This window comes from Chitinophaga jiangningensis, assembly GCF_900142605.1.
GTDB classification, from domain to species: domain Bacteria; phylum Bacteroidota; class Bacteroidia; order Chitinophagales; family Chitinophagaceae; genus Chitinophaga; species Chitinophaga jiangningensis.
Window position 1 is genome coordinate 178,798 of the sequence record NZ_FRBL01000002.1, and the last position, 16,754, is coordinate 195,551.

11 protein-coding genes are annotated in these 16,754 nt (G+C 48.5%); 2 read left to right on the top strand and 9 right to left on the bottom strand.

The window, feature by feature from the left end; translation table 11 throughout:
• Positions 1–134: 134 nt before the first annotated feature.
• The 9 genes from BUB18_RS05225 to BUB18_RS05265 all read right to left on the bottom strand — a co-directional run bounded on the left by BUB18_RS05225 (position 135) and on the right by BUB18_RS05265 (position 15,782).
• Positions 135–1,280: a PepSY-associated TM helix domain-containing protein gene (locus BUB18_RS05225; RefSeq protein ID WP_073078788.1), complete on the bottom strand. Its 1,146-nt coding sequence runs from the start codon at positions 1,278–1,280 to the stop codon at positions 135–137.
• Between the two features lie 105 nt (positions 1,281–1,385).
• Positions 1,386–2,609 (bottom strand): hypothetical protein, encoded by a 1,224-nt coding sequence (locus BUB18_RS05230; RefSeq protein WP_073078789.1) that lies wholly within the window; start codon positions 2,607–2,609, stop codon positions 1,386–1,388.
• 20 nt (positions 2,610–2,629) lie between these two features.
• Positions 2,630–4,999 (bottom strand): TonB-dependent receptor, encoded by a 2,370-nt coding sequence (locus tag BUB18_RS05235; protein ID WP_073078790.1) that lies wholly within the window; start codon positions 4,997–4,999, stop codon positions 2,630–2,632.
• 169 nt (positions 5,000–5,168) lie between these two features.
• Positions 5,169–8,117, bottom strand: coding sequence for a glycoside hydrolase family 2 protein (locus BUB18_RS05240; RefSeq protein WP_073078791.1), 2,949 nt, complete (start codon positions 8,115–8,117; stop codon positions 5,169–5,171).
• A gap of 134 nt (positions 8,118–8,251) precedes the next feature.
• Positions 8,252–10,405, bottom strand: a complete 2,154-nt coding sequence (locus BUB18_RS05245; protein WP_073078792.1) for a RagB/SusD family nutrient uptake outer membrane protein — start codon at positions 10,403–10,405, stop codon at positions 8,252–8,254.
• A 24-nt stretch (positions 10,406–10,429) separates the two neighbouring features.
• Positions 10,430–13,711: a SusC/RagA family TonB-linked outer membrane protein gene (locus BUB18_RS05250; protein WP_178372091.1), complete on the bottom strand. Its 3,282-nt coding sequence runs from the start codon at positions 13,709–13,711 to the stop codon at positions 10,430–10,432.
• A gap of 427 nt (positions 13,712–14,138) precedes the next feature.
• Positions 14,139–14,423, bottom strand: coding sequence for a hypothetical protein (locus tag BUB18_RS05255; protein WP_073078793.1), 285 nt, complete (start codon positions 14,421–14,423; stop codon positions 14,139–14,141).
• Positions 14,424–14,500: 77 nt separating this feature from the next.
• A complete protein-coding gene (locus tag BUB18_RS05260) occupies positions 14,501–14,998 on the bottom strand; it encodes a ferritin (RefSeq protein ID WP_073078794.1) in 498 nt (165 codons plus the stop codon).
• Positions 14,999–15,137: 139 nt separating this feature from the next.
• Entirely contained in the window at positions 15,138–15,782 is a 645-nt protein-coding gene (locus BUB18_RS05265) for a MarR family winged helix-turn-helix transcriptional regulator (protein ID WP_073078795.1), read from the bottom strand.
• Between the two features lie 113 nt (positions 15,783–15,895).
• Between BUB18_RS05265 and BUB18_RS05270 the strand changes: the two genes are divergently transcribed.
• On the top strand, positions 15,896–16,279 hold the full coding sequence (locus BUB18_RS05270; RefSeq protein ID WP_073078796.1) for a DoxX family protein: 384 nt from the start codon (positions 15,896–15,898) through the stop codon (positions 16,277–16,279).
• Positions 16,276–16,746 (top strand): hypothetical protein, encoded by a 471-nt coding sequence (locus BUB18_RS05275; RefSeq protein ID WP_073078797.1) that lies wholly within the window; start codon positions 16,276–16,278, stop codon positions 16,744–16,746. Before BUB18_RS05270 ends, BUB18_RS05275 begins: the two co-directional genes overlap by 4 nt.
• The last annotated feature ends 8 nt before the right edge of the window (positions 16,747–16,754 follow it).

The window sequence follows — 16,754 nt, forward strand, 5'->3', positions numbered from 1 at the left end:
CTGCAAAGAGAAAAAAGAGCAGGTGACACCTTCGGTGTCACCTGCTCCTGGCCGACTGCCGCCGGCACCATTTTATCCAATCCAGGCAGTATAATAACCGTTTTTACAATCCAGGCGGATGATTTGAATTACCCCTAAGCCAGCGCTTTTGATGTACGTATTGCAGGCTTAAGTTTTTTACTTTTCTTACCCCACCAGATAATAAAACCAGTGATCGGCAAGCTGGCAGCAACCAACGACGCCAGGAAATATATAATCTTAGAAGGAATACCCCATAACGACCCTACATGGAGAGAATAATTTATACGGCGCAACCTGTCCCCACCATTGGCTTCATTAAACTTATCTACATCCATCCCCGTGCCTTTCAGCTGCCTGCCGGTAAACTGATCGAAATAGTGAATCTGGTAATGCGGGCCTTCTGTATTCGTATATACATAGACGGATTCATCTTTTTCATCGGGAATACCCAGTATCAACGCAGGACTATTGTGATCCGCCAGCTCCGCTACAGAAAACTTCCAAACCTGATCCAAGACCTGCATCAGTGGTGTGGCAGCCACCTGCGTGGTATCGGAAGACGGCACGTAATACATCGGCACCAACTTTCCGCCAGAAGCCACCCAATAGGCAGATTTCATCACCCAGCCCAGTCCCATGAATAGTCCGGAGAAAATGATGAATACCACAGGTATCAGCGGGTAAAACCCCCATACATTATGGAGGTCGTAATTCACCCGCTTTAACTTCGCTTTCCAGTTTACCCGGAAAGCATTACGGATATTATGCCTGTTCCATTTTTTGGGCCACCAGAGCACCATTCCGGTGATCACCAGTATCCCGAACACCAGGGTACCATAAATGACAAACTGCCGCCCAATAGCTACCGGCAGCCACAAAGTGGTATGGCCCGATTCCATCAAATGAAAGAAATCTTCATGGTCGGATATCCCTCTTACCTGCGCGGTATATGGATCTATCCAGAGCGTAGAATCGCTATGGAAGGAAACTTCTGCCGACTCCCCTTCCCCGTGATAGGTCAGACTTCTTAACTCAATGCCCGGGAATGCCGCTTCAGCGGATTTAATCAATGCCGACGGCGGCAGCATTACCGCTTTCGCCTCCGGAGGCGATAACCGGAACGGCTGAATGATTTTGTAGATATCTTCTTCAAAAACGAGGATGCAGCCCGTGATGGAAACGATGACTACGATCAGACCGGAAATGAGGCCCAGCCATAGATGCAGCCAGGCGTTTATTTTGGATAATGTTGATTTCATTGTGTATGTCTTTTGAAGCGGCAAACTCCCCCGCACCGAAGGTGCGGGGGAGTTTGCCAGGTAGTGCAACAGCCGTTGTACTACCCCAGCTATAGGTTAATGGAACTATTTCAATTTATCCACACGCAGCATGTAGTCATAACCACCTACTACTTCCAGCCCAGGCGTCGCCTGGTCTGTAGCGATATCATACATCCATACATAGTCTTTTTCGCTTTCTGCATTTACCATGATGTACACCGTGTTACCATCGCGGGTAACGGTTTCCAGCATCTCCCCCTTATCCAGGGGTAATTCATTCAGCTTGCGCAGCAGTCTGGCAGAAGGCAGGTCGATCACAGCGTAACCGAAGATGTGGCCGGCATCAGTACCATCGTCCGGGAGGGCTTTATATTTTACGATAGCCTTGCCGTAACCAATACCATACAAGGCTACTGCAGCACCACCAAGGGTTGTATTGAGATTGAAGAAGTAGCTGGCATCATATTCCGCAGCACCGTTCCTGATACGATAAATCGCAGAAGGAAGCGTAACGGACGCCCCTACCGGCTGGGCCAATTCATAGATATCTCCCTTCTCATCCACGTGTGTACCCTGCATCCACATATTGGACTGTCCCATGCTGGCGGAGCGGTTATCTTCCAGTTGCTTCACCGGGGTGAGGGATGGGAAGTCGTAAATGGCGGTAATAGCAGCCGGATATTCCGGCGCCGGCCAGGTAGCCGTGTAGGCGATGGTAACATACAGGCGGCCGTTGGCGTAGGTCGCGTTTCTTGTTTTTACACCGGTAAAACCAACAGGGATAGGATTTACAGGTAACTCCTGGTTCCTGATTTCGAGGGTGTTGGTATTTACAACAGAGCATAACACTTTGCTGTTTGCACCATTGGTGCCCACCATGATCAGCGTAGTGTCGTTTGCAAAAGCGTAGCCACTGATGCCTGACTGGTAAGTAAACGGTACTTCTTTTACAATACCCAGGTTATTATTGCTCAGTTGAAATTTGGTGAAGCGGCCGGTAGTGGCGCTGGTACTGGGATAGTAGTAAAATCCTTTATGAGGGATGATCCCGTAGTCAGCTTTGGAAGTTACTTCTGCACCATTGCCTTTCAGGTTTACCGCACCGGATGACAACGAGGACGCGCCCAGCACATACTGCGCTGTATTAGGCCAGCTGCCAAGTTGCAGCCAGATAGCATATTTATCCGACTGTTCCCCATCATTGCTCACGATCAGGTCATTTTCGTAATACCTGGTGCAGGAACTGATGCCGCCAATCATTGCAACAGAGAGGGCAGTGTACAATAACTTCTTAGAGAAACTAAACATGATATAACGAGTTGAAATTTTTAGTGAATGAAGTAACGAAGCTTAACATAGAAGGCACGACCAGGTTTTTGCAGACTAAAGTTGTCGTATACACGCTGATCTGTAAAGTTTCTGCACTCAGCAGAAATATTGTACCTGCCATCCTGTAAGGAATAAGTAACAGCGAGATGCTGGATGTACTGCGTAGGCACTTTTGATTTGGTACTGGCGGCGGCAAATTCTTCCCAGGTAAGGAAAAACCAATGTACATACTGGAAATCCCAACCCAGCTGCAGGCGGTCCTTTTTGGTAAACAGGTTGTTTTGACCAATGCTGGCAGCCGCGTTACCAAAGAACCAGGGTTGGTTAGGAATCTTGTTTTTATAGGTTGCTTCCGGCGTACCGGTTTTACTACCAGAGGCGTACTTCGTGTTATTGATTGCGCTCTGGTAACTCGCGTTGGCAGAGGCCCGGAAGATATCTCCGTACTCGTACTGTACTTCTGCTTCGAAACCTTTTACCTGTACTTTGGAAGTATTTTCGAACCTGCTCACTTTGGAGTTGGACTGATAAGCGCGGGCGTAGATGAAGTCGACCGCATCGCGGTAGAAGGCACCTGCCTCGCCGTAGATCCGGTGCTGACCAACTTTCAGGTTGTAGAATGCACCGAGGTTAAAGTTGTTACTATTCTCAGGACGCAGGTCCGGATTTCCCGTTTGATCGATACCGTTACCAAACATCTCTCCTACTTCCTGGAGGCGGTAGGCTTTTTCATAAGAAGCTTTTACACCCAGTGCAGGCAGCACCATGTAGCGGGTAGCTACACCGTATCCGAAATAATGCTGGTTGTCAGCTGCGGAAGTGATTTCACCGGAACCGGCTACTGATCTCGGCTGGCGAAGGTTGAGCCCATAATATTTACCGAAGAAGGTATTTTGGAGGCGGCCATCCACCAGATCCTGGCGGTAGGCAAGGCCTACCAGATTTTTGCCGAGTTTAGCAGGATTATCGTCTTTATCCGCCAGCAATTCGTTGTACGTATTATTGGTTACCTGATCAAAAGTATAGTTCAGGTTAAACGAATGTGCGGCAGAGAGTTTATAGCTCAGGTTTACGCGGGCATAATTGCGCGGACGGCTAATGTGATTAATGCTTTTAATCTGGTTCAGCTCCGCCTGGTCGTATGGCCGGTAGCTGCCGTCCCAGCTGTACTGTACTTCAGTGGTGTCGGTGATTTTTGATTTATCCGCTGTATGAGATGCAAATACATTGAGGTCCAGGCCTTCCGTAAAAAGATTATTTTTCTTGTACCGCAGGGTGGTATTCCAGGCGCTGCCACTTTGTACGGCTGCCCCGTAAACCCGTTCCTGGTCGGTGCCGGACTGAATATCACGGCCGGTGTTGCTCAGACCTGCACCTATAAATAAAACATCTGCCCATTTTTTATTGGCGATGCCTGCTTCTGCCTGTACCATGGCGGAGCGGTACTGGTCGTGAAAACGGCGAACATCGCGGCGGACATAAGTTTTTTCTGTGGAGTCGTATACTTTCATCCGCTTCATGGTATAGTCGTTATCCGAGTAGTTAACGAAACCACTTACGCGTGCAATAATGCCGGTTTTCTTACCTGTTATTTGCCCGGTGATGGCGCCGCGGTGACTATTAAAAGAGCCAACGCTGTAGCTGGCGTCGAGGTAGTTTTTTATTTGCTGGTTGGTGACCAGGTTTACAGCGCCGCCCAATGCATCCGCACCTAACGTTACCGGCAACACGCCTTTATATACTTCCACCCTTTCAGCGAGGTTTACCGGGATATTGTTGAGCGACATAGCACTTCCCATTACTTCCATGGGTACACCGTCGATGAAGAAGCGTACCGCTTTACCGGAAAGTCCGTTGATGCTAAAGTTAAAGTCGGACCCCATACCACCCTGTTCACGCACTTTTACACCGGTAGTACGGTTCAGCAGCTGGTTCATATCAGTAGTAGTATTTGCCAGCAGCCTGGTTTCTATCGCATTTACCGCAAAGCCGCTTTCTTTTACCTGGCGGTTTTGGGATTTGGAGATGACGGTGACGCCTTCCTTGGTAACACTTTCTTCTACCATTTGAAAGTTTTCGGTGGCTTTGGTACCGGCGGCGATGGTCACGCTTCTCTCCTGCTTCGTATAACCCATCATGGTTACCACGAGGGTGTATTTGCCTGGCTTTACTTTTTCGATGATGAACTTACCCGTGGCGTTCGTATATGCGCCGTTGTTAGTGCCTTTCAGTGCAACGGCGGCATCTGCCAGTGGATGGCCTGCGGCGGAAGTCACCTGGCCTGATAAAACAGCAGTTGGTTGTTGTGCCTTTGTGGTAATGGCAACGAGGGTTGTGATTACCAGCAGGACAAAATAGTTGAATTTCATATAGCGTATGTGAGCGAAGGTTCGGGGGGCAAAGGTGGGGTGTTATCGAGGGAGGGGGAAATCGGATCGGGAAAAGTATTTGTCGGATACGGAAATTCTGAAGAAAAATTGAATTTTATTCGATTCATCGTCCAGCTTTTGGCTGGACGATGAATCGGAGGTAACCAGCTTATTTGGTTGCAGGTTCGTAGATTTCCGCTTCAATGATGCTCAGCGTGCCTTTGGCTTTGGAGTCATCCCTGGCGACGCCATCGTCCAGCTTTTTGCCGGTGACTTCCACCAGCTGGCTACCTCCCTGATCTTTGGAAATAGCGGCCAGCTGAATGCGCACCCTGCTACCTTTGGTGGGTTTGCAGGACAGGGTGCAATAGCCCAGGGTGAGCGGCGTTTTGCCGTTGTATACCTCGGTACCGTCGACGGTTATACGAAGCGGGTAGGAACGGGACTTGAAGTTGTTCAGTTTAAGTGTGATTTCATGGATAGTGCCTTTGCGCTCCAATTCGTACTCTACCCAGGCGGTTTCCAGTTTACCATCGTTTACCCAGTCGGACAGTTCGTTATCGTCATAACTCATAAACGCCGAATCTGCGTTGGCACCGGCGATAGCACCTTTTATACGCAGGGCTTTACGGGTAGGCACATACGAAGGTGTTAAAGGCGCCGGGCCGCGCACCAGGCTTACCGGCAAATCAACACCAGGCAAGGAGGTCGAAAGCCCTCCTTTGGTCAGGAATGGTTTGGAATGCAGCGTAAGGGTGGCTGATGTAAGTCCGTCAGTAGTGGCTTTCACCGTTACCTTACCTGCTGTGGTGGCAGCGCGGATCAACGCCCTGTTCACCCCTCCTTCTACCGGAAACTCACGGGTAAGGGTATAGTTATCCGGGCCCATGGCCATGCCGCCGATCCATTCTGCCGGGCCTTCCACTGAAAATTTGATGGTATTTAACGCATCAGGCACACGGTTACCGGCGGCATCTATCACCTCCACCTGTAAGAGTGCCAGATCATGCCCATCGGCCGTAAAACCATGTGGCGAAGGGATATTGGTGAGTTTCAGGGCCACCGGTGCACCGGTGGTTTTCTTCTCTCCCGAAATTACCTGCTTACCCTTGCTATCGAAGCCCACTGCACTAACGGTACCTGCCTCCCATGCCACTGCCGGGAAGGTGAACAGAAAACCATCGCTCTTTTCCCCAAAGCCCTGGGATTTACCGTTGACTTTCAGTTCCACCTTATCAGCCGTGGAGATCACATAAACCGGTTTCTTTACGCCGGGTTTATAGTTCCAGTGCCCTACGATGTGAAGGCCTTCCTGCTCCGGCACCACCCAGCCGTTCCACATCACCTGGTGCGCAAAGAAGTTTTCTTTTTTGATACGAAAGGCATCTACCTCTCCACTCCTGCGGTAATTTTCTTCGCCACGGTGATGGGTATTGGTGTCGGAGAACACGATATTAACCCCGCCGGAGCTCACGCGGGAGCCAGTACCGGGACGTTCGCGCCAGAACTCGTACCAGCGTTTCACGTTTTCCACCGCGTGACTTTCCATATTCCTGTTATAAACGGATGCACGCTGTCCATTATGGTCGGGGCCTTCACCATCTTTATGATAGGGCGGCGTGTAGTCGTCCCAGTATTTACGGGAGCCCTCATCACGGGAGTATTCCATCGCCCACATGGGAATGTGTGCACTTTTATTGGTATAGAGCATTTCACCACCATATTCCGCTACCTTGCTGTTGAGCATTTCACGGGAGCCGATTGCACGGCCGCCATGCGAATCGTACTGATCACGGATGGCTTTCATCTCTCCCATATGTATTTCACTAATACTCTCATTGCCGCACTCATAAAAAATGATACTGGGGTTGTTGCGGTTATAGATCATGGCATCTCGCATTACAGCTTTACGCTGCTCCCAGCGGGTACCATTTACATCCGCTTCCGCATCGCCGGCTGGCATGGCCTGCATTAGGCCTACCCTGTCGCAACTTTCAATATCCTGCTTCCATGGCGTGATGTGCATCCAGCGTACCAGGTTACCATTGCTTTCCACCATCAGGCCGTTGGAGTAATCGCTTAGCCAGGCCGGCACGGACAAACCCACCGAGGGCCATTCGTTAGACGTACGCTGGGCATAACCATGTACCATGATCACGCGGTCGTTCAGGTAGACCATCCCATCCTTAAACTCCGTTTTGCGGAAGCCTGTGCGGGTAACCAATGCGTCCACCGGCTTATTATTGATTTTGAGTGTGGTGGTTACATTATAGAGATAGCCATAGCCCCAGCTCCAAAAGTTCAATTTTTGCACAGGGGCCGCCGCGGCCAATACCACAGCCTGACCCGGGGCAATGGTTTGAGGCTTGCTGCTGAAATTACTGACCGGTTTATTGTTGATATCCGTGAGGGTTACCTCCAGCGAAACCGCTTGCGGGGCGGCAGTTTCATTCTTTACTTCTGATTCCGCATGTACCGTTGCCGACTGCCCTTTTACATTGAAATCGGTTGCATAAATATACGTGCCAATAGTGTGCAGGTGGGAATTAAGTGGCAAAGTTTGGTACACTCTGCCTGTTACATGCAGGTACACATTTTTATTAATACCACCATAATTGGCGTTGAAATTTTTATCTTCCCACTGGAACTTTTGATTGGTGGCCTTTTCGCGGTAATCCCAGCTATTATCAACCCTGACCGCTACGGTATTTTCAGCGCCCGGTTTTACAAGGCCGGTGATATCAAAACCAAATGCAGTAACACCATTTTCGTGTATGCCTATATGTTGGCCGTTGACATAAAAATCGCCTGCCTGGCGGATACCTTCAAATTCCAAAAAAACTTTCTGACCAGCCGCAGACGCAGGCAGGGTAAACGTTTTACGATACCAGGCGATGCCGGTACTCAGGTCTTTAATATCTTTACGAAAGGCTTCCTTTTCGTTCCAGGCGTAGGGCAGCGTTACTTTTTTCCAGCCGGCATCGTTGAAATCGGCGCCGGAAGCGGTGGTGTCGCCGATGAATACTTTCCAGTCGCTGTTGAAATTGTATTTGGTTCGCTGTGCGTAGCTGGTGACACTTAACAAGGTACACAGGAAGGCCAGTTGAATTATTTTCATAAGTTGTAGAATTTATGAAAAATCGGGAGGGCCTGCGGCCCTCCCGATTTTTCGATGATAGCGGCTGGCGAGCCGCTATCAATGGTCCAGGAATTCAGCGATGCCGGCGTTGGTGGCATCCATCCTCCATATGATTAATACCCAGGGTTCTGGTAAGCGGCCATGGCGGCAGCATCCAGCGGTTTACCATTTGCATCTGTTAGCTGTAACAGGTAGTTGGAAGGCCAGGGACGAAAAGTATATTCCTTTTTCATTTGTCCTTTACCGTTACCATCCTGTCCGCCACCATTCACCGGGTTATCCGCTACCGGCCAGCGGCCAGCCAACGGAGACGCCATCTGGTTCAGGTAAACCGTTCTGTCGTAGAGAATACCTGCATTGTGCATATCTTCCCATAACATACCTTCACCGAGCAGCTCCCTTGTCTTCTCATTATAAATAAACTGTACAAACAGCTCCGCTTTGCTGGTGGCAGTAGGTATATAACGCTCTGCCAGCGCCTGTGGAGTACCGGGCGTAAAATATTCTTCCGTGGCCCTGATCGCATTGAAAGATGCACCATTAGCCGGGTAAGGAGTTGTTTTTTCACCAGCGGTGAGTGCAGCTGCTGCCGGTTCCCACTGGATCAGCACCTGCGGGCGGCTCTCCCCTGATTTGTATGCCGCACGCTGACGAATCACATTGATATCGGCCAGCGCATCGTTGTACATACCCTTACGGCCATACGCTTCTGCGCGCACCAGAAAGGTTTCACCCAGTCGCATCAGGATCGCATCTCTTGTACCGCTTTCACTGTTGAAGTTACTTTCATCAGCGCTTCCACCACGCAATGGATCCACAAATTTCTTCACAGATAAATATGGCGCAGGACTACCGGTATTCAATCCAATCGGGTTCTGGTTGTAGTTTACACGGTAGTAAGTACGGCCAGTTACAGCAGATCGGATCCACCTTACCGCAAACTGGTAAGGCTGGCTCATTACCATTGTGCTATCCAGCGCTTCGCTCTTCTGGTTTTCCAGGTAAATGAGCGCGCGCTTGCCCAGGGTAGCTCTTGGAGCACCTGCTACTACAGCAGGTTCACCGGCTGGCTTGTTGGCATTCCACCAGGCAGCCGCGTTTGCGTTCCAGGTCCAGGAACCGGCCGCATTACAGATATATTCGTACTGAAAGGTCTTGTAGTAGCGGGAATCGTTTACCTTATCTGTAAACACATCGTAACCAAAGTCGGTAGGTTTAAACGTACCAAACGGACGACCATAAGCCATGGCACGCGTTACACCGGTTGCATCGGTATAGTTACCGGTGTGATAGTTTACCGAGCGGTTATTGAAGCGGCCATTCAGCGAAGTATTTACATCAAACTGGGCAGCCCACAACACTTCCTTGCTAGGGGTTGTTTCAGAAACTTTCGGATCAAATAAAGTCCAGTAGTCCTGTGCCAGTCCGGCGGCACCGCCGGCAGTGTTGATTACATCCGTGGTAATGCTGATCACCGAATCCAGGTCCGTTGCCACATTACCCTTATACAACATTTTCAGGGAATTATCGCCACTGTTCTGGAAAGTAGCGGCTTGTGCGCGTGCTAAATATAATTTGGCGAGAAAGTGACCTGCCGCCAGCTTAGTGACACGGCCTTGCTCAGATACAGTTGCCGGCAGGTTGGCGTATGCCTCACGCATATCTCCTATGATCTGTTTATATATATCTTCCAGCTTAGCTTTGGGATAATAGTAGATGCCGTTGTCCGCACGTTTAGGCGTGAGCGTTAATGGTACATCACCGAGCTGATTGGTCACCAGATAGTAGGCCCAGGCGCGAAGAAACAGGATCTCACCCCGTTTGGTTTTACGGTAGTTCTCATCCGTACCAAATTTTCCCGGCTTCTGGTTATCAATGATATCCAGGGCGATGTTACAGTTGTTGATATGCGGGTAAACGCCCATTGGCGGATTATCCGCATTGGTAGCACCCAGGAAATTATACATGTTGGTGGAGGCTATCGTTGCCACATTAGAGCCATAGATAGCTGCTGTCATAGTAGCGTAGGTGTTGGTGGCAGACATATAGGCATCTGTTTCTGCCTGCACCAGCCTTGCACCGCTGGCATCCCATTCATTTTTCAGACGGGAGATATTGTATAACCCGTTGATCAGTGAATTCAACCCCTCTTCTGTATTGTAGTAGTCCTGTGTCAGGTTTGACACTTGCTTTTCCGTTAAAAACTTCTTGCAGGAATCCAGCGAACCTGCCAGCAGTACCAGGACTATCGGAATATATCGTTTCATAATTTCTGTTAAGATCGTTAAGGATTAGAATGCTGCACGTACCCCAAATACGATACTGCGTGGCAGGATGGTATTGTTGTTTTGTCCGCCCACCGGGCTGGTGAAGAAGGAGTTGGCCTGCGATTCTGATTGCCAGTTGGTTTCATCATCCGGATTGAGTCCCATCTTTACTATATCGCCACCGAAAATGAATGGGTTCAGCACCTGCACGTTTACCTGAATATTTTTCATTTTTAGTCTGTTGATCACACGCTCAGGCAGGTCGTAGGAAAGTGAAATATTTCTTACTGCTGCGAAGGAACCGTTATAGTACTGCATGGCGGATTCGATATTGGTAACGCCGGTAGCGCCCAGGATAGGCAGCGGCCAACGGCCAGCCTGGTTATCCCAGCTCCAGAGGTTGGTTTCGTTTCTGCCGAATACACCCGGATAACCGCCGAAGTAAGTTTGTCCTACACGGGCATAGATGAAGGAGCTCAGCGACCAGCCCTTATAAGTAAAGGTATTGGTGATGCCGCCGTACCATTTAGGGCGCGCGGTGCCACGGATTACGTAGTCGGCCGCGTCGATTTTATGGTCACCGTTCTGGTCCACCACCCTTACGGTACCTGGTTTGAAATCGAGGCCACCAATAGATTTGAACTTGGCCATCTCTTCCAGATCTTCTTTACTGTTACTCCAGATGCCGGCATCCTGCAGTTGGTAGAATACCTGCCATGGCTGACCTATGAAAAGGCGTTGTGCCACCATATCCTGTTTACCATTGATCAGCTCCACAATTTCTTCGTGGTTGGTAGACCAGGTAAGGTTGGTGCTCCAGGTAAAGTTTTTGGTGCGGATATTATCAGTATTGATTGTTACTTCCCATCCTTTATTCCTTGATTTACCGATGTTCATCAGTTTACTAACGTAACCGCCTACAGCGTTCAGGTCTCTGGAAAACAAGAGGTCAGAAGTTTGCTGATTGTAGTATTCAACAGAACCGGAGATGCGGCTGTTCAGCACGGCGAAGTCGATACCGGCGTTGATTTGCGCGGTTTTCTCCCAGCTCATATCCGGGTTTTGCGCGGTCAGCGGCAGGTAGCCTATGGCCGGTGTGGAGCCCCAGGAGTAGCTGGCCCTGTCGAGCGGACCACTGGTAGTATATGGTGCCACGGAGGAGTTACCAGTAACGCCATAGCCTACACGAGGTTTGAGCTCATTGATCCAGCTGATGTTGCGGATCCAGTTTTCTTCCTGCATTTTCCAGGCGAGCGCAAAAGAGGGGAAGAACTCCCATTTGTTGGCCGGCGCCAGCACGGAGGAGCCGTCGTAACGGCCGGAGGCTGTCAGCAGGTATTTATTCATGAGGGTATAATTGATTCTACCCATGAATGAGCTGAGTGTATTTTCGGTAAAGCCGGTACCGATGCCGGGATTACCTTGTGTGTTGGAGCCCAGGTCGTACCACATACTCAGTGGTATAACTACGCCGCCTACACTGGTGCTCGTATTCTCCTTCCTTGATTTCTGTGCGGATTGCAGAAGGGTGATTCCCAGGTTATGGTTTTTATTAAAAGATTTATCGTAGGTCAGCAGGTTTTCCACCACCCAGGAGAAGTTTTCTTCCCTGGCATAGGAGGCGGTGTTGGCGCGCTGACTGAGGTGACCGGTTACGTTAGGGCCTGTCCAGGCGCCATTGCGGAAGTTACGCATCTGTGCGCCGAAGTTCACCCGGTATTTTAGCCCAGGGGCCAGTTTAACCTCTGAATAAACATTGGACATAATGGAAGAAGAGCGTCTTTCATTAATCGACTGGTCAATATCTATCAGCGGGTTCCAGGTATTGAGGTTACCACCCGGGTTGCGGATAGCAACGCCGTTGCTGTCGTACGGGAATGCCCATGGGAACTGCGTGGTGGCGCGGCCGTACAGGTCTTTCGCTCCTGTATTACCACTGTTTGTGGAGATACCAAAGTTTTGGGTGGACATGCTGGCGATAACAGACACGCCCATCGTGAACCACTTGTTTGCTACTACATCCCCATTGAGATTGAGGTTGAAACGTTCGAAGTCCTGGTCTTTCTGTACGCCGTTTTGTTTGTTGTAGCCTACAGACATATAGAGTTTAGCCGTTTCCGAACCTGCGGACAGCGACAGCTGATAGTTTTGTGTGACACCGGTACGGGAAGCTGCATCTCTCCAGTTGTAGGTAGGGATGTTAGCGGAGTTGTATACGGGGATCATCTCTGGCCAGCCGAGGGCTTTTTCTTCCGCGGTGGTCTGGCGCATTTTTACCGTACCGTCGTTGTTCCATTCATAACCTTTCATGGTGGCGGCGAGCAGCTCAGCATAGTTGTTGGTAATGCCGGAAGCAGGAAATGCGAGACTGTCCAGGTGTGGATCAGCATACCATTTCTGCGGTGCTACGGTGAGGTCTGCCGGGCTGCCGGCCTGGTAGCGGCGGCCATTGATAAGACCATAACGGATACGATCGATGTATTCACCGCCTGTCATCCAGTCGGTGAGGTTTTTATAGCTATCCAGCGATACGTTGGTAGCGAGGTTAAGTGATACCTTTCCTTTGGAGCCTTTTTTGGTGCTCACGAGGATTACCCCGTTGGCGCCCCTGGAACCGTAGATGGCCGTCGCGGAAGCATCTTTGAGGATTTCCACCGAGGCGATATCATTTGGATTGAGGTCATTGATGGAGAAGGAGGTGACGCCGAGGGCGCTGACTACAGGGACCCCGTCGATCACGTAGAGTGGCTCGTTGGAGGCGTTCTGGCTACGGGTACCACGGATACGAATACTCGGTACTTCACCCGGGCGCATGTTGGTGGCCACATTCATACCCGAGGCCTTACCCTGGAGGGCCTGTGCCACGTTGGTAACAGGACGTTCCTGGATGGTTTCTGCGGTGATACGGGAGAGTGCACCGGTTACATCACTTTTTTTCTGGGTACCATAACCCACTACTACGATATCGTTGAGTTGGGATTGTTTGGACGACAGGTGGATAGTGATAGATTTGCGACGGATTACATCTTCTGTAACGGGGACCTGTTTGGTATCGTACCCGATAAAGGTTACTGCGATAGTTTCTCCGGCAGCAACGCTGAGGGTGATCGTACCATCACCGCCGGTTAATCCTCTTCTTTCGGATTTACCGATCATCACCGAGGCGCCGGGAAGCGGCATGCTGGTGGTATCCTGGATGTGGATAACGATGGGCGTCAGTTGCTGACGGATGCTGGCGACAGCGTTGGTTGGCATAACTACGGCCATCAGGCAGATGGCACCCAGCAGTGATAACGTTGATTTCACAACAGTATGTGATTGCATTACCCGTCGTCGGAAAGACTTGAAGACTGTAATAAGACGGGCACCCGTGTTGGAATGGTGGCAAGCACTTGTTCTCATAACTTGGACTTATATTTAGTGATTGGTCGATAAGATGGCCAGCTCCGGTTTTGTCGGAGAGATTATACCAGTTGACCAGTAATTCTATCTGTTTGGTTTTCCGTGAATAAGGAGCAAAGTATAGCCCGGGTTCAGTTGTGTGTTGACAATGTCTCTCATTCTACATTTACTATCTGCTGCGATTTATCGTTGTGCATTTGACCGGACTACTTTTCAACTCGAAATATACTTCTATCCTGATTTCTACTATCCTGCTCTGTCCTGTGGGGCATAAAAAAACCCGATAGTAACGGACTATCGGGTAAATGCAGTAGATAAGCATCTGGGCACTTCAGCTTCCTATTTGATCTATTTCCTGTATTTGTTTCTGTTTTCGCAGTTTATTAATCTGATAGCTGGTCAGCAAGGTACTGAAAGCTATCAATAGGTTTTGGATTGTACAATCAATACTTCCGAATATCTTATACAAATGGCTGCCGGGATCGGCAAAAAAGCGGGAGGATATTGATATCAGGAACATTATGGAAGAAAATACGCCGACAACTAATAAGAATATTCGGGTACTTTTCTTTTCCATCCACATTGGAAGTTGCGGATTCTTTGTTTTTGCTTCCATGGGTAACAGTTTTATTAAAGGTTAAACAGCTTAATCAAAATTGATTAAGCTGTTTAATCGCTGGTAATATTTTTGAACTATTCCTGGTCGATTGTCATAATATCTCTATCGAACAGGTACAATCCGCTCTTATCATCGCCGATAAGTTCGAGCTTATCGTTACAGTCGCGGGCGAGTCGTTCTTCTTCCATTTGTTCCATTACAAACCATTGGAGGAAGTTGTGGGTGGCATAATCCTTTTCGGCCAGGGCGATTTCCACGAGGTCGTTGATACTTTCGCTCACTTTCACTTCATGCTTGAACAATTGTTCGAAGGCTGCTTTCAGGGATACGAAAGTCATCACTGGTTGTTCCAGGGCCGGAATAACGGCAAAGCCCCCACGCTCATTAACGAAGTGGATGAGTTTGAGCATATGCATTCTTTCTTCTTCGCTGTGGCGGTAAAAGAATTTGGTTACACCTTTTAAGCCTGGTTGAATTTCCGCCCAGCTTCCCATGGCCAGGTAGGCTTGTGATGACTGCGCTTCCATCAGGATTTGTTTGTTAAGCGCATCTTTCATTTTTTGTGATAGCATGCTAGTATAAGTTCAGGTTAAATATTGGTAATTAATACGGTTGCCGGATGCCAGCAGGTATTCCTAACGTTAAGTTCCTGAAAAAGTACGAATAAAAAACATGTCCGATGAAGAAAAAATAAAAAAGTGCAGGCTGGGGTTACCCTTTATGTGGCGGCATCAATTCATCATATATTTCATCAAATGATTTTCCTTTATGCCGCTGCCATTGTTCAGATAGTTTAATTTCTATCTCTTTTAATAACTGGATACAAAGGTCTTTATCATCGTCTGTGAGCGTATTGAGCAGCATGGTTGCGTTCTTCTCAATTTTTGCTTTGCTTTCCTTTATTACTTTTTCTCCTTTGGCGGTGAGTTCTATTCTTTTTGAGCGTTTGTCTTCCTTATCGGCATATTCTTTTATCAGGCCACGTTTTTGTAGCCTGTTAAGCATATCGGTACCACTGGATAATTCGAATAAGTTAGCGTATATCACCTCCGTTTTTCTTGGCGATTGCTCCTGGCGGATGGTCAGAAGGATTCCAAACTCCTCAATCTGGTGCAGTCCTGTTCCTTCCAGCGCTATATTGGCGTAGGACATATTCAGTTTACTGATTCTGCCGATTATCTTCATCAGTAGTCCTGCTTTCACTGGTGGCACTACGCCACCAACCAGTTTCCCGGAGGCCGGAGGCTCTTGTTGTTGCCGGGCCAGATAATACCTGCAAAAATCGGCTATGCTTCCATTTGGATGCTTCTCTTCAAAACTCCCCCAGTGGTTTACCAGTTCTACGGTCTTATTCATAATACTTCGGTTTCGTAACAAATTTATCAAATAAACTACGAAAACATTATTTTATTTCAAAAACGTAGTATATTTACCGAAACAAATTCGGTTTCGAAGTAAATATATTCATTATGGAACAGACAAAATCGAACAGCACCCTTTACTGGCTGGCTAAAGTTTTTATCAGTTTTTTCATATTGTTCAGCGCCTGGTTTTCTTATACGCATGCAGAGGATTTAAGGCAGCTTGGGTTTCCTGATTATTTCCGGATAGAGTTGGTGATAGCCAAAGTCTTGGGTGCAATAGTACTCCTATTACCTATTACACCCTTACGGGTAAAAGAGTGGGTATATGCCGGCTTTATGATCGCGATGATCTCAGCGCTTATTGCGCATATATGCAGTGGTGATCCATTATCGCGGATTGTGTTTGTAAGTGTGGACTTATTATTAATGCTGATAGCGATACGCTATGTTTCCCAAAAAGAATTGCTGAGTAAAAAACTATCATCATGAGTACGTCAATTTACTACGCAGCACTGGTGTTGCATGTAGTCGGCATTACCCTTATGGCCGGCACTTCCTTCATTGACTTCATTGTTTTTCGAGCTTTCAACAAAACTTATCCGGAGGATTTAAACCAAAGCGAGGTACTGGTGAAATTCCTTAACCGGCTGCAACGTTTCCTGGGTATCGGAATGGGATTGATATTGCTGTCGGGTATAACCATGATGGCGAAAATGCATCAGGTATGGGGGGCGCAGCTATGGTTTCGGATTAAGATGATTTTGTTACTGGTGGTTATATTCAATGGCCTGGGCTTGCGGCGGGTACTCGGGAAACAACTTAATCAATTATTTGCCACAGCTAATCCCGAAAATAGCCGTTGGCACCGTATTACCACCCGTTTTTACCTGGTGCAGCTAGTGCAGTTAATCCTTTTTATATTGATTTTTATCCTAAGTATTTTCAAGTTTAACTAAGTATTTTT

Coding starts and splice junctions, on each gene's coding strand:
- BUB18_RS05240 (WP_073078791.1), bottom strand. CDS start 8,117: ATGAAAATAATTCAACTGGCCTTCCTGTGTACCTTGTTAAGTGTCACC.
- BUB18_RS05275 (WP_073078797.1), top strand. CDS start 16,276: ATGAGTACGTCAATTTACTACGCAGCACTGGTGTTGCATGTAGTCGGC.
- BUB18_RS05225 (WP_073078788.1), bottom strand. CDS start 1,280: ATGAAATCAACATTATCCAAAATAAACGCCTGGCTGCATCTATGGCTG.
- BUB18_RS05270 (WP_073078796.1), top strand. CDS start 15,896: ATGGAACAGACAAAATCGAACAGCACCCTTTACTGGCTGGCTAAAGTT.
- BUB18_RS05265 (WP_073078795.1), bottom strand. CDS start 15,782: ATGAATAAGACCGTAGAACTGGTAAACCACTGGGGGAGTTTTGAAGAG.
- BUB18_RS05235 (WP_073078790.1), bottom strand. CDS start 4,999: ATGAAATTCAACTATTTTGTCCTGCTGGTAATCACAACCCTCGTTGCC.
- BUB18_RS05260 (WP_073078794.1), bottom strand. CDS start 14,998: ATGCTATCACAAAAAATGAAAGATGCGCTTAACAAACAAATCCTGATG.
- BUB18_RS05255 (WP_073078793.1), bottom strand. CDS start 14,423: ATGGAAGCAAAAACAAAGAATCCGCAACTTCCAATGTGGATGGAAAAG.
- BUB18_RS05245 (WP_073078792.1), bottom strand. CDS start 10,405: ATGAAACGATATATTCCGATAGTCCTGGTACTGCTGGCAGGTTCGCTG.
- BUB18_RS05230 (WP_073078789.1), bottom strand. CDS start 2,609: ATGTTTAGTTTCTCTAAGAAGTTATTGTACACTGCCCTCTCTGTTGCA.